16 protein-coding genes and 1 pseudogene are annotated in these 21454 nt (G+C 66.5%); 10 read left to right on the plus strand and 7 right to left on the minus strand.

Translation table 11 applies throughout. The annotated features are described in order from the left end of the window. The first annotated feature begins 29 nt into the window (after nt 1-29). Nucleotides 30-1076: a helix-turn-helix domain-containing protein gene (locus tag BW981_RS14740; RefSeq protein ID WP_076440485.1), complete on the plus strand. Its 1047-nt coding sequence runs from the start codon at nt 30-32 to the stop codon at nt 1074-1076. A gap of 208 nt (nt 1077-1284) precedes the next feature. Here the strand turns inward: BW981_RS14740 and BW981_RS23415 are convergent. Next, nucleotides 1285-1490 (minus strand): annotated as a pseudogene (locus tag BW981_RS23415) (IS5/IS1182 family transposase); the annotation flags it as partial. A 150-nt stretch (nt 1491-1640) separates the two neighbouring features. Here BW981_RS23415 and BW981_RS14745 point away from each other — a divergent pair. Together BW981_RS14745 and BW981_RS14750 are read left to right on the plus strand one after the other, a co-directional pair. Then, nucleotides 1641-2552, plus strand: a complete 912-nt coding sequence (locus tag BW981_RS14745; RefSeq protein ID WP_076440487.1) for a LysR family transcriptional regulator — start codon at nt 1641-1643, stop codon at nt 2550-2552. A gap of 135 nt (nt 2553-2687) precedes the next feature. Beyond that, a complete protein-coding gene (locus BW981_RS14750; RefSeq protein WP_076440489.1) occupies nt 2688-7175 on the plus strand; it encodes an Ig-like domain-containing protein in 4488 nt (1495 codons plus the stop codon). A gap of 329 nt (nt 7176-7504) precedes the next feature. On the opposite strand, the gene BW981_RS14755 is transcribed toward BW981_RS14750, so the two are convergent. Continuing rightward, a complete protein-coding gene (locus BW981_RS14755; RefSeq protein ID WP_083712377.1) occupies nt 7505-8521 on the minus strand; it encodes a LysR family transcriptional regulator in 1017 nt (338 codons plus the stop codon). A 43-nt stretch (nt 8522-8564) separates the two neighbouring features. On the opposite strand from BW981_RS14755, the gene BW981_RS14760 reads away from it, so the two are divergent. After that, nucleotides 8565-10145, plus strand: a complete 1581-nt coding sequence (locus BW981_RS14760; protein WP_076440493.1) for an ABC transporter substrate-binding protein — start codon at nt 8565-8567, stop codon at nt 10143-10145. A 62-nt stretch (nt 10146-10207) separates the two neighbouring features. Continuing rightward, nucleotides 10208-11671, plus strand: coding sequence for a M81 family metallopeptidase (locus BW981_RS14765; protein ID WP_076440495.1), 1464 nt, complete (start codon nt 10208-10210; stop codon nt 11669-11671). An 85-nt stretch (nt 11672-11756) separates the two neighbouring features. On the opposite strand, the gene BW981_RS14770 is transcribed toward BW981_RS14765, so the two are convergent. Then, the gene (locus BW981_RS14770) at nt 11757-13025 is read right to left on the minus strand and encodes a DUF2254 domain-containing protein (protein WP_076440497.1); all 1269 of its coding nucleotides are present in this window, start codon (nt 13023-13025) and stop codon (nt 11757-11759) included. 231 nt (nt 13026-13256) lie between these two features. Between BW981_RS14770 and BW981_RS14775 the strand changes: the two genes are divergently transcribed. The 3 genes from BW981_RS14775 to BW981_RS14785 all read left to right on the plus strand — a co-directional run bounded on the left by BW981_RS14775 (nt 13257) and on the right by BW981_RS14785 (nt 16949). After that, on the plus strand, nt 13257-14210 hold the full coding sequence (locus BW981_RS14775; protein WP_076440499.1) for a TAXI family TRAP transporter solute-binding subunit: 954 nt from the start codon (nt 13257-13259) through the stop codon (nt 14208-14210). A 376-nt stretch (nt 14211-14586) separates the two neighbouring features. After that, on the plus strand, nt 14587-16587 hold the full coding sequence (locus tag BW981_RS14780; protein WP_244560340.1) for a TRAP transporter permease: 2001 nt from the start codon (nt 14587-14589) through the stop codon (nt 16585-16587). Further along, nucleotides 16584-16949, plus strand: coding sequence for a DUF1850 domain-containing protein (locus tag BW981_RS14785; protein ID WP_076440501.1), 366 nt, complete (start codon nt 16584-16586; stop codon nt 16947-16949). Before BW981_RS14780 ends, BW981_RS14785 begins: the two co-directional genes overlap by 4 nt. Nucleotides 16950-17055: 106 nt before the next feature. Here the strand turns inward: BW981_RS14785 and BW981_RS23105 are convergent, their stop codons facing one another. Continuing rightward, on the minus strand, nt 17056-17409 hold the full coding sequence (locus BW981_RS23105) for a LysR substrate-binding domain-containing protein (RefSeq protein ID WP_244560341.1): 354 nt from the start codon (nt 17407-17409) through the stop codon (nt 17056-17058). 420 nt (nt 17410-17829) lie between these two features. Further along, a complete protein-coding gene (locus tag BW981_RS14800) occupies nt 17830-18429 on the minus strand; it encodes a TetR/AcrR family transcriptional regulator (protein ID WP_076440507.1) in 600 nt (199 codons plus the stop codon). 267 nt (nt 18430-18696) lie between these two features. Here BW981_RS14800 and BW981_RS14805 point away from each other — a divergent pair, with 267 nt between their 5' ends. Both BW981_RS14805 and BW981_RS14810 read left to right on the plus strand, forming a co-directional pair. Continuing rightward, nucleotides 18697-19674: a DMT family transporter gene (locus tag BW981_RS14805; RefSeq protein ID WP_083712379.1), complete on the plus strand. Its 978-nt coding sequence runs from the start codon at nt 18697-18699 to the stop codon at nt 19672-19674. After that, a complete protein-coding gene (locus BW981_RS14810; protein WP_076440509.1) occupies nt 19671-20372 on the plus strand; it encodes a glutathione S-transferase family protein in 702 nt (233 codons plus the stop codon). The genes BW981_RS14805 and BW981_RS14810 overlap by 4 nt, the downstream gene beginning before the upstream one ends. An 81-nt stretch (nt 20373-20453) precedes the next feature. Here the strand turns inward: BW981_RS14810 and BW981_RS14815 are convergent, their stop codons facing one another. Then, a complete protein-coding gene (locus tag BW981_RS14815) occupies nt 20454-20951 on the minus strand; it encodes a YHS domain-containing (seleno)protein (protein ID WP_083712380.1) in 498 nt (165 codons plus the stop codon). Then, nucleotides 20948-21445, minus strand: coding sequence for a hypothetical protein (locus BW981_RS14820; RefSeq protein WP_139333772.1), 498 nt, complete (start codon nt 21443-21445; stop codon nt 20948-20950). Before BW981_RS14820 ends, BW981_RS14815 begins: the two co-directional genes overlap by 4 nt. Nucleotides 21446-21454: the final 9 nt, after the last annotated feature.

The following is a 21454-nucleotide window of genomic DNA, read 5'->3' on the forward strand; positions in this document are numbered from 1 at the left end:
TAGAATCGTTGTAAACTGAGGCGTTTCCCGTGACCGGCCAAACAACCCGGACCTATCACTCTGATGGCGTCAAAATCGCAGAACGGCTTCTTTGCTATGCGGACGATGATGCGCAACCACCATCCGTCGCGGAGGAGCTGGCGCTGCGCGGCGAGCAATCGCATGACTTCGAGGGCACCTATCGGCGCTTTGGCCTGAGGCCGGGCTTCAGCCTGTCAACCTGCGACGCCCGGGCCCGGCGGGACTTTCTCGGAACCGGCTCCTGCGCCGCAGGGCTCTCGCTCACGGTCATGCTGGACGGCAGCGGCGGCGGCTGGCTGACCGAGCCGCTGGAACTGGGGCAGAACAATCCGGTCGCCTACGCTCCGGCCACCACCTTCGTCTACTACACCGAGTTTCAGACGAAAGGGCGCTACCGGGCGGACGAGGGCGCGCGCTTCCTCACCGTCGAACTGCGTCTGGATAGCGACTTCCTCGGGCGCTATGACGGAGCGCGGAAGCTGCTGACCAGCCTGGGGGGAGCGCATCCGATGACGCGGCTGCACGCCCCCGGCATCTGGATCGGCGCCGAGACAAGCTCGGCTGCCGCTCAGGCCTCGGCTCGGCGGATCATCGACCTGTCGCGCACCGATGTCGGCGGTTGCCGCGACGGTGAGATGGAGGCCCGCGCCCTCGACATCTTCACTGACCTGATGCAACGCCTCTCGGCCCCCGCTCCGCGGCGCCGCCGGGCCTCGCTGCGCGATGCGCCGATTCTGGTTCGGCTACGCGACAATCTGCTCAAACACCCGGAGCGACCATGGCCGCTGGAGCAGCTCGCACAGCAGGCGGGCATGAGCCTGACCCGTCTCAAAAGCGGCTTCCATGCCGAATTCGGCGTTCCGATCCACGCCTTCCTTCAACGCGCGCGGATCGAGCGTGCCTGCGATATGCTGGCACGTGATCCGCATCGCAGCATCACGGAGGTATCCCTCGCCGTCGGCTATGCCAATCCGAGCCATTTCGCGCAGATGTTTCGGAAGGCGACCGGCCTTCCACCATCCGCGTTTGCAGAGCGGATCCACTACAGGATCTGAATGCCTCTTCCGTGCCGATGAAGCTATCGGGCGGGGCTGTGGGTGTCCGCTGTCGCATCGATCGTGTTGAAGACGTCGGCACTGGGTCGGCGGTCGATTGAGGCTGAAGGGATCGCTGAGAGGCGTTCGCCCTCATGCCGCCAGGGGCGGTGCTCCAGCCGGCATCGGCTTGGCCATCCCGGGTTCTGGCCGGCGGCTGCAAGGACAACTCGTCGCGGGCGCCGCATGGTCCTCGCAGGCGCAGCCGATCGAATTCAGGATGCGCTTCAGAGGCGCAAAACAGCATCCCGACTTTCTTCCTCTCGCGTCGCGGGGTTACGCCGGCATCGGTGGCGGCGATGCCGCGCGCATGGCGCGGGCGCCTTCGTCGATGGAGCGCAGGAGCTTGCGGGCAGGCTCCTTCAGGCAGCAACGCTGCGTCTCAGCGAGGGTTGCGGCGTGTCTCTGGACGCCCGTCGCCGGATGTCACAATCGGGTAGCGCAAGCCTGATACCGGCAGCGTGCATGCGTAGCGCACTCCCACGCCTAGAAATTGTGGCAGGATTTGCAGGGCCATAGGCCAATATGAACGTCAATCTGCTGCATCTGCGGTCGTTCTATGCCGTCGCCAAGGAACGCAGCGTCTCCAAGGCGGCGCGACGTCTCAACATATCGCAGCCGACCCTGTCCAAGCAGGTCAAGGCGCTCGAAGAACGCCACAAGATCAAGCTCCTCGAGGGCCGGCGGCCGCCTTTGTCGCTGACGCCGGCGGGTCACGCCCTCATGGAAAAGGCCGACGTGCTGTTCGGCACCGCCAACGAGATCGATGCGATCCTCGGCGCCGCCGCCATCGACAGCGACAGGCTGCTACGCGTTGGAACGGATTCGCCGCCTTATGCGGCCGCGTTTCTCGCGGCGCTGACGGCGCGCGTTCCCCAGCTGCATTTTCGCGTGACGATCGCGAATGCGTCGCAGACGGCCAGCTTGCTGACCAGTGCGCAGATCGATCTCGGGATCATTTGCGAGCCGATCATCCAGAGCGACTACAGCTACGTGCCGCTCTACGTCGATCGTCTCGTCGCGATCGTCCCGGTCGCCTGGACCGTGTCGGATCCGGTCCCGCTCTCCTACATCGTCGAGCAGCCCCTGCTGGTGCGCGAGCCGACCTCCCGGACACTGGCGGCCGTCAAGCGTCTCTTTGCCGAGGCCGAACTCGTTCCCCAGCGGATCGTCGAGCTTCACACCCGCGAAATGATCCGGGAGGCGGTGGCGCAGGGGCTCGGCATCAGCCTGATGTTCGAGAGGGAGTGCCCGCCGGATCTGCGCATCCGCGTCCTGCCGATCGATTCAACCTCGATGGCCCTCTATGCCAAGGGCTATCTCGCTGTGCGGAGCGAACATCAGCGGATTCCGCTGATCCGCGCGGCGCTCGATGTCGGCAGGGAGATGCTGGGCTCGAATGTGACCGAGGCAAATGTGACCGAGGCAAGACGATAGCGCTCGATATCGTCCGACAAACGGTTGTTCTAACTATTGCCACGATAGCCAATATGCATTGGTCCGCCTGCGTCGCGGTCGATAGACCCCGCCTCATCCGCCTCTCTCTGGCGCGGTCGATCGGGGAAGACGCACATGACCAAGCACGTCGTTTTTGTGGGCCTTGACGGTGTCCAGTACAGCGAGCTGCTGCAGCTCGGCGCAAACGGCATTACCAATCTCGACCACCTCGAGGGCTATGCCGGCGGTGTTCAGGGCAGCGCGACCCAGCAGGGCACCGTCAGCGGGCCCGGCTGGTCGACGCTCCTGACCGGCGTCTGGGCGAACGAGCACGGCATCACCGGCAACTCGAATTCGCCGATCAACCCGGCGGTGCAGAGCCTGTTCGAGCGCATCGACAGCGGCATTCAGGGTGCGAAGATCGCCTCGATCGTGCATTGGGGCGACATCAACACCGGCCATTTCGGCGATGAGACCGGCCTGCGCGACGGCAGCTCGATCGTCGACTACGAGGCTCACGGCATCTCCGACGCGGCCGTGACGCAGCGCGGCGTCGACCTGATCACGAACGAGGCGCCGGACTTCACCTTCCTCCATCTCGACGATCCCGACGGCGTCGGCCACTCGGTCGGCTTTGGCGCCGCCTATGACCAGCAGCTCAAGACCACGGCCGCGCAGGTCAACGACATCATGGTCGCCGTGGCGGAGCGGATGGCCGCCAATCCAGGCGAAGAGTGGATGGTCATCGTCTCGACCGACCACGGCCGCAACGCCGCCGGCACCGGCCATGGCGGCCAGTCGGCCGGCGAACGCCAGATCTTCATGGCCTCGAATGTCGAGCTGTCCTCATCCGGCGCGGCGGCACAGACCTCGGTCGCCGCCACGATCCTCGACTTCCTCGGCCTCGACGCGACGGGCGTCAATGGCCCGTCCCTGCTCGACAAGGATGCGGCCGATATCCGCGCGCCCTATCTGCTCGAAGCCCGGGGCGATGATCTCCAGAACGTGCCGGTCGATGCGCCGCTGACGCTCATCCTGAGCGAGCGCGTGCAGAAGGGCGAGGGCCTGATCACGATCCACCGCGCCAGCGACGGCGCCGTGATCGAGACGATCGATGTCGGCTCCGACCAGGTCAGCATCTCGGCCGGCGTGGTCACCGTGCATCCCTCGGCGCCGCTTGCCATCGCCACCGGGTACTACGTCAATGTCGATGCTGGCGCCTTCATCGATTTCGCTGTCGGCGGCGCGGAAGCCGTGCGGCTGTTCAGCGAGAATTTCGAACAGCTGACGGCCGATCTTCAGGGCTATGCGAGCGCGACGGAAAAGAAGGACGCGGATACGACCGACTGGACCGCGAATGCGCCGGACGGCTGGACGATCGACAACGGCACCACGCCGAGGGGCACCATGAGCGGCGGTACCGCTGCCGGTGGCCCGCAGGAATTCTACGGCTGGACCTTCCACGACAAGAACGCCTGGATCGATACGGCCTACAATCAGAACCGCTCCCAGTTCACCAAGGGCCAGGGCGTCGTCGCTGTGGCGGATCCGGACGAATATGACGACATTGCCGCCAGCAGCGGCGGCGGCACCAGCGGCATTCTCGCCAACGGCGGCTACAAGACGCTTCTGACCACCTCCGCGATCAATGTCGCCGGCCTGGTGGACAACAAGGCGACCCTGACCTTCGACAGCTCCTGGCGGCAGGAGACCTATCAGGAAGCGCGCGTCATCGTGACGTTCGACAACGGTCAGACGGTCGAGCTCATGCACTGGAACTCGGGCAGGGCCGGCGCCGGCGGCGTCTTCAAGGCCGACGCGACGAACGAGACGGTCACGCTCACGATCGATATTCCGGAGGGCGCGACCACAGCGACCATCGGCTTCGACATGGTGAATGCCGGCAACAACTGGTGGTGGGCGATCGACAACATCGCCGTCGATGCCCTGCGCCCGGGTGCGAATGACGGCAACGCCTTCGCCGGCATCAACGACACGACGAGCTGGAACTTCACGACCTCGTCCGACACGCCCTTGCCGCAGATCGTCAGCGTCACTCCCGCTGACGATGCGGGGAATGTCGCGCCCGACGCCCCGCTGGTCATCACCTTCGACGAGGCGGTGCGCACCGGACAGGGCTCGATCGTCATTCACCGGGCCGATGGCAGCATCGCCGAGACGATCTCGGTCGGCTCCGAGCGGGTGAGCATCGCGGGCGCAGTCGTGACTGTGCATCCCGGGGCGGACCTGGCCTATGGCACCGGCTACTATGTCAGCATCGATGCCGGCGCCTTCGTCGATCTCGATACCGCGCAGGGCAATGCTTTCGCGGGCATCGACGATGCCGCAGCCTGGAACTTCACGACCGCGGCCGACAAGGATGCGCCTGACGTCGCTAGCCTTGCGCCCGCCGACGATGCCGGAAACATCGCGCCGAACGCGGCCCTCGTCGTCACCTTCGACGAAGCGGTGCGCAAGGGCACGGGCACGATCGTTCTGCACCGCGCCGATGGCAGCATCGTCGAGACGATCGACGTGGCTTCCGATGCGGTCGCGATCGACGGCAAAACCGTCACGGTCCAGCCGGGCGCGGCGCTCGCAACCGGCGACTATTATGTGACGGTCACCGCCGGGGCCTTCGAGGACCTCGCCCTGACCAACGAGAAGGTGCTGTTCAGCGAGAACTTCGAGGAACTCACCCCGCTGTTGCACTCCTACAGCAGCCCGACCGAGACCGTGGACAGCGACCCGACCGATTGGACCGCGACGCTGCCCGAGGGCTGGACGCATATCAACGGTACGCCGGCCGGCGGTCCGCAGGAATTCTTCGGCTGGACCTTCCACGACAAGGAGGCATGGACCGCCACGGCGGGTGACCAGGGTCGCAGCGGCTTCACCAAGGGCCAGGGCGTCGTCGCGGTGGCCGATGGCGACGAGTATGACGATGGCCGCTCGATCGGTCCCAACCTGTACAAGACGCTGCTGCGCACGGCGGATTTCGCCGTCACCGGGCTTCAGGACAACAAGGCGACCCTGACGTTCGACAGCTCCTGGCTGCCGGAAGAGCCGCAGGAGGTGCGCCTCGTCGTGACCTTCGACAATGGCGCGACCGCGGAGCTGCTGCACTGGAATTCCACCTCCGGCAGCCCCTTCTACAAGGGTCCGGCCACGAACGAGACCGTCACGCTGGCGATCGACATTCCGCAGGGCGCCACCAAGGCCAATATCGCCTTCGACATGATGCAGTCCGGCAACAACTGGTGGTGGGCGCTCGACAACATCGTGGTCAAGGGCACGACGCCCGAGCCGCACGGCAATGCCTTCGCCGGCATCGCCGATCCGGCCGCCTGGAACTTCTCGGTCGCCAATCAGGCGCCGGTCGGCACTCCCGGCGACGACGTGCTCACCGGCACGGCGGGCGCGGACGAGATCGTGGCGGGTCTCGGCGATGACGAGGTCTCCGCCGGTGCCGGCAACGACAGCGTGGATGGCGGCGAGGGCGACGACATGCTTGCCGGCGAGGATGGCGACGACCTCCTGAAGGGCGGCGTCGGCGACGACACGCTGCTCGGCGGGGGCGGCGCCGACACTCTCGTCGGCGGCGCCGATGACGACACGCTCGACGGCGGCGCGGGCATCGACACGGCCGATTACTCGGGCGACGGCGCTGGCGTCACGGTTGATCTCGCCGCTGGGGCGGCCGATGGCGACGCTACCGGAACGGATACGCTCGCGAACATCGAGAACGTCATTGGCGGAGCCGGGAACGACCTGATCAGCGGCGATGATCTCGCCAACCGCCTCGATGGCGGCGCCGGCAACGACACGCTGCAGGGCGGGGCGGGCGACGACCTGATCATTGCCGGCGCCGGCAACGACGTCGTCGACGGCGGCGCGGGTTTCGATACGCTCGATCTCTCGGCGGCGACGGGCCCTCTTTCGGTCGACTTCAACCGCGGCCTGGTCTCGGGCACCGGCATCGGCACCGAGAGCTTCAGTGGCATCGAGAAGCTGCTCTTCGGTGCCGGGGACGACATCGTCACCGGCGGCAATGGCAACGAGGCGCTCGATGGCGGCGCCGGCAACGATACGCTGAAGGGCGGCGCCGGCAACGACACGCTCTCGGGCGGCGAGGGCCATGATGCGCTCGACGGCGGCTCGGGCGACGATGTCGTCGACGGCGGCCTCGGCAATGACGTGATCAAGGGCGGCTCCGGCATCGACGCGATCACGGCCGGCGAGGGCAATGACGATGTCGATGCCGGCTCCGGCAACGACACGGTCCTGGCGGGTGCGGGCAATGACCTGGTCGATGCCGGCTCGGGCGACGACCGGATCGAGGGCGGCGCCGGCAACGACATCCTGACCGGCGGTTCCGGCCATGACGTCTTCGTCTTCGCGGCGGGTTTCGGCCAAGATGCGATCAGCGACTTCAAGACGACGGGCTCGAGCTCGGACATGCTGGAGTTCGACATCGACCTCTTCGCCGATTTCGACGATGCGATGGGCGCGGCGGCCCAGATCGGCACCGACACCGTCTTCACCATCGACGCCGACACGAGCCTCATCCTCAAGGGCGTACAGCTCGCCAGCCTCGCCCAGGACGACTTCCGTTTCGTCTGACAGATCGGGACGACCGGCTAAATGGGAAGGGCGCCGCAAGGCGCCCTTCTTGTTTCGTGTGTCCCGGCGTGACGCGTGCTTGCAGATGGCGAGCACTGTGGCGCGTATGATCTGAGGACAGAGCCGAGGCCCCAGCGCATCATGATCGGCGCCACGCAACCCGAGGCTCATTGCACAGCCAGACTCTCGAAAAAGGGGCTGTTCCCCTCGTATCGTGCGTATCTGAGGTTTGCCGAACCCGTGACGCCCGGAAGCCTATCGGCCTCGGCCGGAATCGGCGCCACGCCTTCGCGCGCGCCGGATGGGTGCGCCGACATCCGCCGGCAGGGCTAGGCCTGTGGTTTCCTGAAATGCACCGCCAGGGTGCGCAGCAGGGCGTCGACCGCCGGCATCAGCCTGACATTGGCCGCGCTGAAGAGATGCACTTCCGAGGCTTCAAAGATGTCGAGAGCCATGTCTGCACATCCGACCAGCCCTGCGCGGCATTCGATCTCCACGCCCTTCTCGGCCAGGATGCTCACGCCGCAATGGGTGAACACGTAAGTGTTGAGCGCGGTCAACGAACTGGTTTCAAAGCCTGGCTCGAGCTTGACGCCTTCGACGTATTCCGCGCGCTGCACAAGCTTGCGAAGGCCGTAACCCGCCATCATCAATCCGATCGGATATGGAACGAGATCGGCCAGTGTGAGTTTCGCCCGCCGCTGCAACAACGGATGATGCGGGGCTGCGACCAGCTTCACCGGCACCCGGCGCCGCGCCCACAGCTTCAGCTGCGGGGCGGGTGTCGGGTTGAAGGCCAGCCCGATGTCGAGCCGCCCCTCCTGCAAACGGGAAATGATCTCGTCCACCGACAACGTCTCGATCCTGACCCGCACGCCCGGATGCGCGCGCATGAATTCGCCGACCGGGCCGGTGACCAATTCGGTGACATAACCTTCACCAACGCCGAGCCTGACAAGGCCGGCCTGGGCGCCCCGCATGGCGGCGATCCTCGCCGCCAGCGATGCTGCTCCCTGCTGCTGATCCTCAAAATAGGCGCTGATCGCCGTGGCGACCGGCGTCGGGGTCAGAATGCGTCCGCGCCTCTCGAAGAGCGGCAGGCCGATATCGGCGGCCGCACGCGCGATGTGCCGGCTGACGGCCGCGGGGTCGATGTTCATCGCCTCGGCGGCCGATCTGACGCCGCCTTCCTTGACGACGAAATACACGGCTTCGCAGCGCTTCCTGTCCAGCATTCCGGCCGACCCGACTGTTGACGTTCCGGCAACAATTTTATCCCGCGCTGTCGTTGATGGATAGAGCGGCGCCGCCCTAGCTTCACGGCTGAAAAGCGACAGGCGCAGCATAGCGCCGCCTTTTCCGCGGCACTTCAACGATAAGGGGATTGCGATGAGGCGTAGAACATTCCTGGCGGCCGGCGCCAGCTTTGCCGCGGGACTCGCCGCTCCGGCCTTGGCCCAATCCAAGACGAGCGTGCTCAAATTCGTGCCGGAGGCAGACCTCACGGTCGTTGATCCGGTCTTCACGACGGCCTACGTCACGCGAAACCATGCGCTGCTGATCTGGGACCAGCTTTACGGCCTCGATTCAAATCTTCAGCCACAGCCACAGATGGTGGCAGGGCATACGGTCGAGGATGACGGCAAGCGCTGGACTTTCACGCTGCGGCCGGGCTTGCGCTTCCATGACGGCGAGCCTGTCCGTGGGCGCGACTGCGTCGCATCGATCAAGCGCTGGGCCGAGCGCAATGCGGAAGGCGGGCTGCTGATGTCGCGTGTCGCCGAGATATCGGCTCCCGCGGACGACCGCTTCGTGATCAGGCTGGAGAAGCCCTTCGCCGGCATCCTGAACGCGCTCGGACGGCTCGGGCCTCCCGCCTTGCTGATCATGCCGGAGCGGCTGGCCAAGACGCCCTCGACCGAGCAGATCAAGGAGATCATCGGCTCGGGCCCCTATCGCTGGAACGCCGCCGAGCGCGTCGTCGGTGCCCGCACCGTCTACGACCGCAACGTCGACTACGTGCCGCGCCCCGATGGCACCCCGAGCTGGGCCGCCGGCCCCAAGGTGCCTCACATCGATCGGATCGAATGGCTGGTGATGCCCGATTCCGGCACGGCGATGAATGCGCTGCGCAGCGGCGAGGTCGACTGGTGGGAGAACCCGCCCAACGACCTGCTGCCGGTGCTTGCCGATTCGCCGCGCCTGTCGATCCGCCGCAGCAGCCCCCTTGGCCTGCTGGGCACGGGGGTCTTCAACCACCTGCATGCGCCGTTCGACAATCCGTCGATCCGCCGCGTGGTGCTGGAGGCTTTTTCGCAGGAAGACTGCATGGCCGCCGCCGCGGGCGATCCCAATCAGTGGCGCGCCGGCGTCGGGGTGTTCCCCCCGGATACGCCGATGGCCAATGATGCCGGGCTGGAGGCGATGACCAAGCCTCGTGACCTGGCGGCGTCGCGCAAGGCCCTGCAGGCCGCAGGCTACAAGGGCGAGCGCGTCGTGCTGATGGCGGCATCCGACAACCCCGTCCTCTCTGCCATCGGAGAAGTCGCCAACGACGTGCTGCGCAAGCTCGGCATGGATGTCGACTACGTCGTGACGGACTGGGGGACGCTGGTGCAGCGTCGCGCCAACAAGGGAGCCCCCAGCGCCGGCGGATGGAGCATGTTCAACACCACCTGGAACGGGATGGACCTGGCAAATCCCGGTGTCAGCCAGATGCTGCGCGCCTCGGGCACACAGACCTATTTTGGCTGGCCGGACATTCCGGAGCTGGAGAAGCTGCGCCTCGCCTGGATCGACTCGCCCGACGAGGCGGAGCGCAAGAAGCTCGCAAGGGATATCCAGACCGTGGCACTGCGCGAAGCCGTCTACATCCCGACGGGCCAGTTCTTTAATCACACGGCCTATTCGAAGCGGCTCGTCGATGTTCCCGAAGGTATCTCCGCCTTCTGGGGCGCCCGGTTCGCCTGACCCGAAAAGCGAATCCGTCAGCATCTTTAGCGAACTGAGCGCGCAGCGCTCGAGGATCTGTCATGCGCGTGGCTCTTGCCCAAGTCTCCCATGAGACCAATACCTTCTCGAGCGAACTGACGGACAAGGCGGCCTTCAGCCTGCGGTCCTGGGTCGAAGGCGACGAACTTCTCGCACGCCATCGTGGCGTGCGGGACTATATCGGCGGCATGATCGACGAGGCCGAGCGGATCGGCGGAATCGAGCTCTTGCCGACCTTCGGTGCCATCACGTCGCCCTCCGGCTATATCCGCGCCGAGACGTGGAACGAGATCAAGGCGAAGGTCGTCGAGAGCATCGGGCGGCTTGGCCCGATCGATGCGATCTGCCTCGAACTGCACGGTGCCGGCGTCGCCGAGAATGCCGATGATATCGAGGGCGATCTGCTGCGGGCCCTGCGCAACGCCTTCGGGCAGGAGATCCCGATCGTCGCGACGCTCGATCTGCACGGCAACATGACCGAGCGCATGATCGACAATGCGACGATGCTGTTCTGCGTGAAGGAATACCCGCATATCGACATGTACGAGCGGGGACAGGACGCGATCCGTCATCTCGACATGATGATGAAGGGGCGGCTGGATCCCCGCATGGCGCTGGTCCGCCTGCCGATGGTCATGCCCACGACCACGACGTTCCATGGTCCGTTGAAGGCGGTGAATGAACGCTGCGCCGAATGGGAGGCCAGGGCCGGAATGGTGCACTGCGCCGCCTTCCACGGCTTTCCCTATGCCGACACCTCGGCCGGCTGCGTGTCCGTCCTGGCCATCGCCGATGGCGACTGGCACCTGGCCATGTCGGCGGCCCGCGACGTCGCCGACCTGATCTGGGGCATGCGGCACTCGCTGCTGATCGACCTGCCGGGTGCCGAAGAAGGGCTCGACATCGCCCTCGGCCATGACGCGGAGCCGGTGATCGTCAACGAGACCTCGGACAATCCCGGCGCCGGTGCGCCCGGTGACGGCACCGGCCTGCTCGCGGCGATGATCAAGCGTGACGCGCCACGCACCTGCTTCGTGCATATGGCGGACGCCGAGGTCGTCGCGGCGGCTCACAAGGCCGGGGAAGGCAGCACCATCGCCGTCGCGCTCGGCGGCAAGGCCGACCGCCTGCATGGCGAGCCGCTTTCGGTCGAGGCGAAAGTCGTCCTCAACACCCGTTGCCGGTTCGTCGCGAGTTCCCCGATGGGCAAGGGCGGCCAGCGCGATCTCGGGCTGTCGACGCGTCTGCGGATCGGAAATGTCGATGTCGTCGTGACCGAGCTGAAATCCCAGCTGCTCGACGACGAGATGATGAAGATCCACGGCATGAAGATGGCCGACTACAAGGTGATCGCCATCAAATCGAGCCAGCACTTCCGCGCCTTCTTCGAGCCCGTCGCTGCTCGTATCGTGACCGTGGACACGCCAGGGATCGCCACGTTCAAGTTCGAACGCTTCGACTACAAGACCGCGACGCGATACCTTTTCCCTCTCAGCGCGCCCTGATCGGATGCGGTGCCGGCCCTGAGGGCGCGGGCCGGGCCAAGTCCGGGCTGCTTCGCGTGCTCGAGAGCGCCCCGGCGATCGACTGCTAAGGGCGGTTATGCCGTTCGATCGCGGCCCGGGCGACCGCCTCGCCGAGTTCGCGCAGGATCGCTCTGTCCTCGTCCAGGGCCAGTGCGGCGTCAGCCCGCTTCAGCGCCAATCGCGAATGGCGAGCGGCGTTTCGCGCGAAGGCCGGGGGCCCAAGCTGGCATAAGGAGAGCAGGGCCTTCTGAAGCCGCATCCCGACCTCGACAATGGCCGCGCCATCGCGGGCGATCGGATTGAAGAGGTCATCGAACAGATCGTCCGGACTCATGTCGGCAGCGAAGAGGCGAGGATACGCGATCGCTTTCGTCTCATCGGTGGGGCCGGCCGCTATCGCGAGGAGCCGGACCGCCCGCCCGATGACATCGATCGCAGTGCCGGGATCATTGATCGCCGGCGATAGCGCGCGCGAGGCGATTTCAGCCAGCACCGCCGCGCCGAACCTCGGATCCTGATCGAACGAGCGTGTATCCTCGATGGTGAAGCAGCCTTCGACCGGGTCCGCCAGATCGCAGGCGCCTTCTGCGTCGATCCAGGCGAGGGGTCGGCTGGGGTCGACGAAGGCTCCCGGCGACACTGCGAGGATGATCCGAGCTTCATTCGCGTCGGCGAGATCGGACAGCGCGCCGACATCGATATGCTGAACGTAACCGATGCGCTCGCTGCAAACCGCTGTCGAGGATGCCGGCGGGTCAATCGGAGCACGGCCGCCGAGATGAGGCGTTTCAAACCGCAGCCTCATGGCCTTCGCCGCCGCCGCCTCGACGCGTGCGGTCGTCTCCGTAACCCGGCCCAATCTCGACAGATGGTCGATCCACCGCAGCAGCGTCACGACGATCAGGGCGATGACGAGGATCGTGACGGCAAACAGGACGACCCGCCCGGCCTCGCCATAGGCCCCGGTACTCAAGGCGATGATGCCGACAAGGCTGAAGAGAAATGACCCAAGGAACGTCGACAGGACGTTCTGTGTCGTGGAATCCTCCATGATGAGCGTGGTCGCCCGCGGCGTGACGTTGCTGGTGGCCGCCGAGTAGGCAGAGACCATCGTGCTCAAGGAGAAGGTCGTCACGGCCAGCATGCTCGATGCGATGATGCCGAGGATGTTGTCGACAGCGTCCGCGCCGATCTTGGTGGGCAGGTCCCGCGGGATGTAGGGCTCGACGACGATGGCGATCAGCGCGGTCGCTGCGGCCAGAAGCGAAAACATGGTCGCGCGGAACCATGTCCTGCGGAGGATCCGCGACAGGAGCCAAAGCCATTTCGACATCGCTGATCCGATACCCGGTTGCGTCGCTGCGTCGATGCTGAACCCCGCACAGGGCCGCAAGTTCGAGGTCGCGACGGCATGTCAGACCGATCGCGGCGTTTCCTGCCCGGCCGTTCGGCCGGCATCGGCTCCGGCATCAGCATCAACCGAAGCCCTGCGGACTGTGCAGCGGGTTTACAACCGGAGATAATCGGTTAGGCCTTGGAACGAATGACATAAGGGAGGACTTCGATGCGAACCAAACTGGTTGCCCTATCCGCTGCCGCCTTGATGGCACTGTCGCCGGTCTCGGCACGTGCCGAACAGTTCATCAACATCCTGACGGGCGGAACCTCGGGCGTCTATTATCCGATGGGTGTCGCGCTCTCGAAGATCTATGGCGACAAGATCAAGGACGTGCGCCCGACCGTGCAGGCGACGAAGGCTTCCGTCGAGAACCTGGTCCTGCTGCAGCAGGGCAAGGGCGAGATCGCCTTCACGCTCGGCGATTCGCTCGATGCAGCCTGGAAGGGCGACGAGGAGGCCGGCTTCAAGGCGCCGCTGAAGAAGCTGCGCGGCGTTACCGCCATCTATCCGAACTACGTCCAGATCGTCGCCTCGAAGGACAGCGGCATCAAGACGTTGGCCGATCTCAAGGGGAAGCGGCTCTCGGTCGGTGCGCCCAAATCCGGGACCGAGCTCAACGCCCGTGCGATCCTGGCCGCCGCCGGGCTGTCCTACAAGGACCTCGGAAAGGTCGAGTACCTGCCCTTCGCTGAATCGGTCGAGCTGATGAAGAACCGCCAGCTCGACGCCACGCTGCAATCGGCGGGGCTGGGTGTCGCTTCCCTTCGCGATCTGGCGACATCGGTCGAGATCACCGTCGTCGAGGTGCCGGCTGCGACGGTCGACAAGGCCGGGGCTCCCTTCGTCAAGGCGACGATCCCCGCGAACACCTATGGCGGCCAGACGGCGGCCGTGCAGACGGCGGCTGTGGTGAACTACCTCGTGTCGCATCAGGGCGTCAGCGACGACCTCGTCTACGCCATGACCAAGGCGATGTACGAGAACCTCGGCGATCTCGCCGCCGCCCATGCGGCCGGCAAGTCGATCAAGCTCGAGAACGCGCTGCAGGGGATGCCGATCCCGATTCATCCGGGCGCGGCGAAGTACTTCAAGGAAAAGGGGCTGAAGGTCGGCTCCTGAGAGCCTTTCAGCGTCGGCATCTCTCCGGCGGGGCCCATCGGCCCCGCCCTTTTATATCCCTGGCGGGGGCGGCATGAGCAAAGACGAACACAAGCCTCTGGCAACGCCGGATGTCGGCGGCGTGCCCAGCGCGGCGATCGAGCCGATCGTCGATCCGGAACACGGCCTGCCGCCGGGCTTCGGCCCCGGCTGGGCCGGGCGCCTGCTGTTCTGGATCGCGGTGGGGTTCTCGCTGTTCCAGATCGCCACCGCCTTCAACGTGCCGCTCGGCCAGCGACTCTTCGGCATCGACATCATCGACCTGCTGCGCGCCGGTATCGCGCTCTGGGCGGTCGCCATCGTCGTTCAGGCGGCCCGACGCGCGCCTTGGCACGAGATGGCGCTGGCCTGGATTCCCATCGCCTCCGTCGTCGAACTTCTCGCCTTCTTCGAAGGCTCGATCCCCAACCAGGTGCTCCGCGCGCTTCACGTCGGCATGCTGTGCCTCGTCGCCGGCGGCCTGCTCGCCCAGCACAAGAGCCATTCCCGCGCCAGCGCCGGGTTCGCCTGGGCCTTGGCGATCGCCGGCTTCGCTATCGGGCTCTATCAATGGTACTTCTACCAGGACCTGATCGCGCGGGCAGGCGAGCTGACTGAAGCAGACCTCGTCACCGGCGTCGCGGTCATCGTGGTGCTCTTCGTCATCTGCTGGCGCTTCATGGGGCCGGCCTTGCCGATCGTCGCCGGGCTGTTCCTGGCCTATTGCCTGCTCGGCCAGTATCTGCCGTCGCCGCTGAACCATCGCGGCTACTCGCTCGAACAGGTCATCGAGCACATGTCGTTCGGGACGGAAGGCGTCTACGCCACGCCGACGGGCGTCTCGGCCACCTTTATCTTCCTGTTCATCCTGTTCGGCTCGTTCCTGGAGCGCGCCGGCATGATCCAGCTCTTCACCGACGTCGCGATGGGCCTCTTCGGCGGGGCTCGCGGCGGGCCGGCCAAGGTGGCGGTCTTCTCTTCGGCGCTGATGGGCACGATCTCGGGATCGGGCGTCGCGAACGTGGTCTCGACCGGGCAGTTCACCATTCCGCTGATGAAGCGTTTCGGCTACCGCGCGGCTTTCGCGGGTGGCGTCGAGGCGACGGCCTCGATGGGCGGGCAGATCATGCCGCCGGTCATGGGTGCCGTCGCCTTCATCATGGCCGAGACGATCGACGTTCCTTACGCGGCCGTCGTGCAGGCCGCGATCGTGCCCGCGATCCTCTATTACGCCTCGGCTTTCCTGGCCGTGCATCTGGAGGCCGGCAAGCGCGGCCTGGTCGGCATGCCGCGCTCGGCCCTGCCCAGCGCAGGCAAGGCCCTCGCCGAGAAGTGGTACCTCATCCTGCCGCTGGCGGTGCTGGTCTACCTGCTCTTCGCCGGATACACGCCGCTGTTCTCCGGCTCGGTCGGCCTGGCGCTGACGGTGGTGCTCATCCTCGGCGGGTCGCTGATGCTGGGAGTCGGGGCGCTGGCGGTTCGCGTCCTCTTCTGGGTCGGCCTCGGCCTGCTCTGCGGCCTGTTCTTCTGGTACGGCATCCTCGTCATCGTCGCGCTGGTCGTGGTGCTGATCCTTGCGAACCTGCGGACGAAGGGTGGCGCGGAAACCGTCGCGGCCTGCCGTGAGGCGCTGGCGGATGGTGCGCGGCAGGCGATCCCCGTCGGCATCGCCTGTGCCGTCGTGGGCATCGTCATCGGGACGATGACGCTGACCGGGATCGGTACCGTCTTCGGAAATGCGGTTGTCGCGGTCGGCCAGGATTCGCTGTTCCTCGCGCTGGTCCTGGCCATGATCGTCAGCCTGGTCCTCGGCATGGGCATCCCGACGATCCCGAACTACATCATCACCTCGTCCCTGGCGGCGCCGATCCTGCTCAAGCTCGGCGTTCCGCTCATCGTCAGCCACATGTTCGTCTTCTATTTCGGCATCATGGCGGACCTGACGCCCCCGGTCGCGCTGGCCGCCTTCGCGGCGGCGCCGATCGCCAAGGAATCGGGGTTCAAGATCGGCTTCCAGGCGCTCAAGATCGCGATGCCGGGCTTCGTCATCCCCTATATGGCGGTCTACGACCCGGCCCTGATGCTGCAGCCTCAGGAGGGCCTTTCGGGTGGGGCTTATGCGCTGGCCGCTGCCTACATCATCTTCAAGGCGTTGCTGGCGATCGTGCTGTGGGGCTCCGCCACGATCGGCTTCATGCGGCGCGAGATGGCGATGTGGGAACGCGCCCTGGCGACGTTGGGGGTGTTGTCGCTGGTGCTCGCCTTGCCGATTACGGACGAGATCGGCTTCGCCATCGCGGCAGTCGTCATCGGCCAGCATCTCTGGCGCGCGCGCAGCGCGGCGCCAGCGGCCGTATGAGCATTTGTCTGCTCGCCGGCGCGATAGCCGTCTCGTTCGGGAGCCCCGAGATTACCTTGAGCTGGCGTCATTCCGTGCAGAAGACGCTCTGGCAGGAGACCTGGCGCGAGACTCCGGATGGCCTTGCGCTCACGGAAGCACGGATCGAGGGGTCGGGTGCCGGCATGGATCCGCCGGATGGCGCCAAGTTGATCGACGGGTTCTGGCGATGGCATCCCGATCTGCCGGCGCTCCGCGAGGTGGTCATGCGGCGGTCCGGGGCCACGGCGGATTGGCAGATCTGCATCAGGGATACGTGCCGTGCGCTCGGCAGTTATCTGCCTGCGGAGGCCGACCCGGTCAAGCTCGCCATCTGCCGCTGAAAGCGGGAGATCGCGGCAGGCACATCCATGCGGCACGCGGTGGAGGGCCGGTTGCAGGCCCCGCCGAACGGCAAGTGCGGATGGCGGAAGGTTGCGGCAGCCCGTATCAGCGGTGAGCCATCAGCCTCGCGCGCAAGCGCGGAGCTGCGAAATCCATGAAGAGCTTGAGCTTCTGGGGCGCGAGCCCGCGCATGGCATGCACCAGCTGGACCGGCCAGGCTGGCAGCGCGAAGGGCTCCAGCACCGTTTCGAGGCGGCCCAGCCGAACCGCCTCCGCCGCCTGATAGGACAGCACCCGGGTGATGCCCGAGCCGGCCATGGCGGCGTCGACGGCCGCTTCGGCGGTGTTGACGATGAGCCGCGGCGCGACGCTGACGCTGCGCCGCTCGCCCGCGATCAGGAAAGGCCATTCCCGGCCGGAAAACGCGCCTTCGAAGCCGATGCAGTCGTGGCCCTGCAGCGCCTGCGGATGGTCCGGACGCCCGCGGGCCGCGAGATAGTCCGGCGCGGCGCAGCAGACGGGCCCGCCCCGAGCGCGCGCTGGTCTTCGACGTCGAGACCTTCGATTTCAACTGCCCCCAGCATATCCCGCAACGGTTCGAGGCGCAGGATGTCGCCCAGGCGCTCGCCCTTCGCGATGAGCGGATCGTGGCGCTGGAGCGGGAGCTGTCGGAGGTGAAAGCGCGCCTGGCGCGGCTATCCTGACGAAAAGGCGGGAGCGTCGCGCTGGCAGACGCGAAGACCCGCGACCGGTTCCGCGATCATCTCCGCGTGAGCGCGTAGCCCGAAGCCGGCCCTCAGCTTTCGTCCAGCATCTCCCGGTCGCGCTGGCGCCGGCTGATTGCTGCAGTGGGGCGACGCGGCGGCCCCGCCGCCCGGGTCATTCCCTGCGCCTGGCCGGGTCTTCGAGCGCGGTCAGGGCGGTTTGCACGATGCCGTTCAGCAGGGCGGGCTCGGGTCGCGATCTTGCCAGCACCCGCACCCCGATCAGGACACCGAGCAGATGGCGCGCGATATCGTCCGCCGTGCTTCGCATGGCGATCGACCCGTCCCGCTGCCCGTGCTCGGCCATGCGTCTGAAGAAGCTCTCGATCTCGCCGAGCGCGGCGGTCACGAGGGCGCGCAAGGCGGGATCCTCGGGAATGCCCGCGACTGCGGCATTGATCAGCATGCAGCCCTTGCAGTCGGCGTCGGTCACCGAATGCTGGACGACCTCGCCAAGGAACTGCGCGATTGCCTGACGGGGCGGCAGTGTCTCGCAGCGACGGATACGGTCGATCAAACGCCGCTCGACATAAGCCCGCAGCGACGTTTCGTAGAGGGAGCGCTTGTCGCCGAAGGCATTGTAGAGGCTGGCCCCGGTGATGCCCATCTGCGTCGCGAGGTCGCGGACCGAGGTCGATTCATAGCCGCGGGACCAGAAGCAGCCGATCGCCGCGTCGAGCACGGCCTCCTCGTCGAATTCCCTCGGTCTGGCCATCGCATCCTCAACCTGCCCGGTCAGCGACCGGCACGATCTCGCTCTGCCGCAATCCTATCGCGACGGCTCTCCGCGTGGGAGCGGGCACCCAGCTGCGCAGCGCCCGTCGCGAGAGGCGCCTCGGCCTGGCACCGGAAGAAGCGAGGCCGCCGATGAAGCAGGTGACACAGTTCATTTTAGAACATATGATCTAGAATCTCATCAGGAGGCAAGCGAGTTGGTCCCGCCGGAGTGGGGGAGCTTGCGCGAGCCCGAAGGCCGACCACCATGGCAGCGCGCAAGACCGCCGAGATCGTGACCGCCGAGATCGTGACTGCGGATGCAGGGCTCCTCGATCCGGGCATCCGCGGCCGGCGGATGCGACGGCTATCGGGATTGGCCTGGGCCAGCCTGTCCGTCCTGATCTTCTCGGGCTGGTTCGTGGTGACGCGGTTCAGCGTGACGCGGGACCTCTCCGCATGGGACGTGGCGATGCTGCGTTTCGGCATCGGTGCGGTCCTGCTGTCTCCGGTCCTGCTGGCAGGACGCAACCGGTTGCCGGGCAGGGCCTGGCGCGAGGGCCTGCTGTTCATGTTGCTCTGGGGCGCGCCTTTCGTGCTGCTGATCGCCTTCGGACTTCAGCGCACATCGGCTGCCAGGGCTGCTGCGATCGCCCCAACCTTGATGCCGGTCTGGGCCGGCATTCTGGGCGCCGTCCTGCTCCGGCAGCGCCAGGGGATGATCCGCTGGGGCGGTTATGCCGCAATTCTCGCGGGGCTGTGCTGGCTCATCGTCGCCGGTCCGAACGGTGCCGCGCTGGACCCAGCCGGCCTCATGGCGTTGGTCGCCGCGGCGGCGCTGTGGGCGATCTACACGCTGCTGTTTCGGCGCAGCACCCTGACGCCGCTGCAGTCGGCGGCCCTGATCTGCTTCTGGTCGGCTGCGCTGCTCCTGCCGATCTACCTTCTTTTCGGGCTCAGCCGGCTGTCTCTCGCCGCGCCGGGCGAGATCGCAATCCAGGTGGTCTACCAGGGCGTGCTGATGGGCGGCGTGTCCATCGTGGCATTCAACCGGGCCATCGCGGCGCTCGGACCGGCGGCGGCGAGCGCCGTCATTGCGCTGGTGCCGGCCATGGCCGCCGTTCTGGCCTATCCCGTGCTCGGCGAGACTCCGACCTGGTCGGACGCCCTTGCCACAGCCGTGATCGTCGCCGGCGTGTTGCTGGCGTCCCGCTCATCCTCCACCGCACAACGAGGTGCCGCATGATCCGCTTCTATTTTCACCCGACGCCGAACCCGGCGAAGGTCTCGCTGTTCCTCGAGGAGAGCGGCCTGCCCTATGAGGTGATCCCGGTCGATACGAGCAAGGGCGAGCAGCACGCGCCGGCTTTCCGGGCGATCAATCCCAACGGCAAGGTTCCGGCGATCGTGGATACCGAGGGGCCGGGCGGCAGGGAGGCCCGCGTCTTCGATTCGACCGCGATCCTGCTCTATCTTGCCGAGAAGACCGGCCTTTTCCTCGGCGAGCCCGAAGACCGTCCGGAGTTGCTCTCCTGGCTGCTGTTCATTGCCTCGGGCCTGGGGCCCTTCTCCGGCCAGGCGGTGCATTTCCAGCATGCGGCGCCGGAGCCTCTGCCTTATGCGATCAACCGCTATCGCCGCGAGATCGAACGCCACTACAAGGTGCTCGACGATCATCTGGCGGGCCGGGAGTTCATCGTCGGCGAGACCTTCACCGTCGCTGACATGTCGGCCTGGGGCTGGCTCGGCCGCGCGGCGCGGGTGCTGGCGACGCCGGAACGGCCTCTGGCGGGCTTTCCCCATCTCGAACGCTGGTTCGCCGCCGTCGAGCGGCGTCCCGCCGTGGCACGGGCCAAAGCGGTGGGTACCGGCCACAGCTTCAAGACCACGATCGACGAGGAGGCGCGCCGTGCGCTGTTCCCGTCGAACTATCCCGCCGCCTGAGCCCTTCGCCGCCGTCCAGACCGGCTGCGAGGTTGGCCGGCGGACATCGTGCCTGCGACTGGCCGTCCGGCAGCACGGCGGTCAGCGGATGTCGCGCTGGCCCAGCGTCGGCCAGAGCCGCTCTGCCCGGGCGATATAGGTCGCCGTGTCACGGAGCCAGGTCGCCCGCGTGCCGAGATCGTAGTTCAGATAGAGCCGACCGGACACGACGCTCCAGGCCTCGGGCTCGGTCTTGACCAGATAGCCCCGGGAGGTGCCATAGGCGCAGAAGCCGCCGAAAGCCGGCAGATAGCGCAACGGATCGGCCGCGAAGAGCGCCTTGTTCTCGGCGCTCGCAAAGCACCAGAGGGCCTCGTCGCGGACGATGCTGTGTTCGGGAAGCCCCCGTCGGGGCACACCCTCGCGGACATAGGCGACGGGATCGAAGCCGCGAATGGCGACGCCTTGGGTCGAGCCCAACGTGTTGACGGGGATGGTCTTGGGCAGGGGCCCGCCCATGGCGCGCGCCTGTCCTGCGAAGCCGGCGGCCGCCGCGCCCAGCAGCAGGCCGCGGCGGTTCAGGGGCAAGAGGGCGCTCACCGCCTCATCTCCTTCGCCTCGAACGCCTCGAAGACATAGGCAGCGAGCCAGCCATAGATGGCATGGCCGACGAGGCTCATGAAGGACAGGCGCGGGACGTCGTTGAGCAGGAAGTGCTGGCCCGCCAGCGGGGCAAAGAAGCCCAGCGCGATGAAATAGGTGATCACGCCCCAGATCCAGCCATCGGCCGGCATGCCGAAGCTCTTCACCCAGCGCGTCAGCAGCCAGTAGCCCAGCGGATAGAACAGGAAGCCGGTGGTGAAGTGCAGCAGCTTCGCGACCGGCGTCGACAGCGACAGGCCGAACTGATGGGCGAAGAGCGACTTCACCAGCTCCGGCGGCTCGAGCGGATATTCGGCGAACCAGGCAGTGGGAACGGCGGCGAACAGCTCCCAGAAGCCGAGTCCGGCGAAGCCGCCGATCGCGAGGTTCACGACCGTGCGGGCGGAAGGCAGCGCAAAGGCTCGCGTCATGGTGTCGGTCTGCATTGTCATGGCTGGTTT

Origin of the sequence: Allobosea sp. TND4EK4 (assembly GCF_900156025.1) — a bacterium.
In the GTDB taxonomy this organism is placed as follows: Bacteria; Pseudomonadota; Alphaproteobacteria; order Rhizobiales; family Beijerinckiaceae; genus Allobosea.

What these genes read in the sequence shown, in the direction of transcription:
- BW981_RS14745 (WP_076440487.1), top strand. Translation starts at nt 1,641, where the DNA reads ATGAACGTCAATCTGCTGCATCTGCGGTCGTTCTATGCCGTCGCCAAG.
- BW981_RS14750 (WP_076440489.1), top strand. Translation starts at nt 2,688, where the DNA reads ATGACCAAGCACGTCGTTTTTGTGGGCCTTGACGGTGTCCAGTACAGC.
- BW981_RS14755 (WP_083712377.1), bottom strand. Translation starts at nt 8,521, where the DNA reads ATGCTGCGCCTGTCGCTTTTCAGCCGTGAAGCTAGGGCGGCGCCGCTC.
- BW981_RS14760 (WP_076440493.1), top strand. Translation starts at nt 8,565, where the DNA reads ATGAGGCGTAGAACATTCCTGGCGGCCGGCGCCAGCTTTGCCGCGGGA.
- BW981_RS14765 (WP_076440495.1), top strand. Translation starts at nt 10,208, where the DNA reads ATGCGCGTGGCTCTTGCCCAAGTCTCCCATGAGACCAATACCTTCTCG.
- BW981_RS14770 (WP_076440497.1), bottom strand. Translation starts at nt 13,025, where the DNA reads ATGTCGAAATGGCTTTGGCTCCTGTCGCGGATCCTCCGCAGGACATGG.
- BW981_RS14775 (WP_076440499.1), top strand. Translation starts at nt 13,257, where the DNA reads ATGCGAACCAAACTGGTTGCCCTATCCGCTGCCGCCTTGATGGCACTG.
- BW981_RS14780 (WP_244560340.1), top strand. Translation starts at nt 14,587, where the DNA reads ATGGCGCTGGCCTGGATTCCCATCGCCTCCGTCGTCGAACTTCTCGCC.
- BW981_RS14785 (WP_076440501.1), top strand. Translation starts at nt 16,584, where the DNA reads ATGAGCATTTGTCTGCTCGCCGGCGCGATAGCCGTCTCGTTCGGGAGC.
- BW981_RS14800 (WP_076440507.1), bottom strand. Translation starts at nt 18,429, where the DNA reads ATGGCCAGACCGAGGGAATTCGACGAGGAGGCCGTGCTCGACGCGGCG.
- BW981_RS14805 (WP_083712379.1), top strand. Translation starts at nt 18,697, where the DNA reads ATGGCAGCGCGCAAGACCGCCGAGATCGTGACCGCCGAGATCGTGACT.
- BW981_RS14810 (WP_076440509.1), top strand. Translation starts at nt 19,671, where the DNA reads ATGATCCGCTTCTATTTTCACCCGACGCCGAACCCGGCGAAGGTCTCG.
- BW981_RS14820 (WP_139333772.1), bottom strand. Translation starts at nt 21,445, where the DNA reads ATGACAATGCAGACCGACACCATGACGCGAGCCTTTGCGCTGCCTTCC.